Raw genomic sequence first — 1,578 nt, 5'->3', positions numbered from 1 at the left:
GAAACTAAGCAACTATAACTATTTTTTTAAACTCAATAAGTTCTGTACTCTCATTCAAAATTTGCTCGTCAAAAAAAATAATCCATACTAACACTAAGTCTTTTAGCTAGTTGATGCAATAATTCTGAACCTGGAGTATATTCTCCGTTCTCCAAACGACTAATCTGACCTTGCTTACAAATTCCTTCAGCTAACTCTTTCTGAGATAATTTCAATTCTTTTCTTCTGCTCTTAATTCGAGTAGCTAATAAGCTTCCCACACTATTTCCTCCAATCTACTACTGCTAATCATTTTATCACGATTTCTGTAACAATTAAAATACATTTAAATTACTCTAATGGGATGTTGAAGCCTCTCTCTTTACTATCAATTGCAAAATTTATAGTGTTAACTAATTTCTCCAATCTCCTCACTTGATGTTCATACTCGTCTATATATTCATTCATCTGTTTTTGACAATCTTCAATCTCTTTCTCCCCCAATTATTCACACCTAACACAAAAAGCATCCAGAATCGATATGAAACCGAGGATTCTAGGTGCTTTCTCTTTTCACCCATTGGGTGCTGTTTTTACTGGACAAAAGGGAGTTTCTCCTTTATGATATAATCGAAAACAAAATCAAAACAAAGGAAATTCCAATGACCAGTATATAAAATAAATCTACGAAAAACAATACTTTATCACACTTTTCTTTCGATGGTGGAAATCTGACCAATCAAGCTGGTCTTCTGCTCTTCAAAGAACTCTTCACAAAGTTGAATCTAAAAGAAACTATTTCAAAACATCCTGTGAGCGATGATAAACGACGCTATTATCACTATTCGGATGCCGATATTGTCATCCAATTTCTCTTTCAAATCCTTACAGGCTATGACATAGACTATGCCTGTAAGAAATTAAAATCAGATGCTTATTTTCCAAAACTGTTGGAAACTGGACAAGTTGCGTCTCAACCAACCTTGTCTCGCTTTCTGTCACGTTCAACAGAAGCAACTGTTGGGAGCTTGCGAAGACTAAACTTTGAACTGGTTCAACTCTTTTTACAAATGCAAAGCCAACCCAGTCTTATCGTTGATGTGGATTCCACTCATTTTACCACTTATGGGCATCAAGAGGGAGCCGACTATAATGCTCATTATCAGGTGACAGCTTATCATCCCCTTTATGCCTTTGAAAGCCAGACTGGCTATTGTCTGAATGCCCAGTTACGTTCTGGAAATCGCTATTGTTCAGAAGGAGCAGATGCCCTTATTCACCCCATTTTAGAGCAGTTTGACCATCTGATTTTTCGTATGGATAGCGGTTTTGTGAGCCCAAAACTCTATAATTTACTGGAAGATAGAGGTCATGCCTATTTGACCAAACTGAAAAGGAACACTGTTCTGAGTCGCTTGGGAGATTTAACCTTGCCTTGTTCAGAGGATTTGAGTATTTTACCTCATTCTTCCTATTCAGAGTCCCTTTATAAAGCCGATTCTTGACGCCAGCCACGTCGTGTTTGCCAATTTTCCCAAAGACAGGAAGGGGAATTGTTCTATGATGTGGTCTCTCTTGTAACCAATTTAAGCAGTGTAG

2 pseudogenes are annotated in these 1,578 nt (G+C 37.2%); one reads left to right on the top strand and one right to left on the bottom strand.

The window, feature by feature from the left end:
* Window positions 1–19: 19 nt before the first annotated feature.
* Window positions 20–260, bottom strand: a pseudogene (locus HT723_RS11235) (helix-turn-helix transcriptional regulator); the annotation flags it as partial.
* 381 nt (window positions 261–641) lie between these two features.
* On the opposite strand from HT723_RS11235, the pseudogene HT723_RS11225 reads away from it, so the two are divergent.
* A pseudogene (locus HT723_RS11225) lies at window positions 642–1,578 on the top strand (IS1380 family transposase); the annotation flags it as partial.

Source organism: Streptococcus sp. 2106 (genome assembly GCF_013277315.1).
GTDB classification, from domain to species: Bacteria; Bacillota; Bacilli; order Lactobacillales; family Streptococcaceae; genus Streptococcus; species Streptococcus pseudopneumoniae.
Note: the sequence above shows the minus strand (reverse complement) of the source record. Positions and strands in the feature narration are given on the sequence as shown.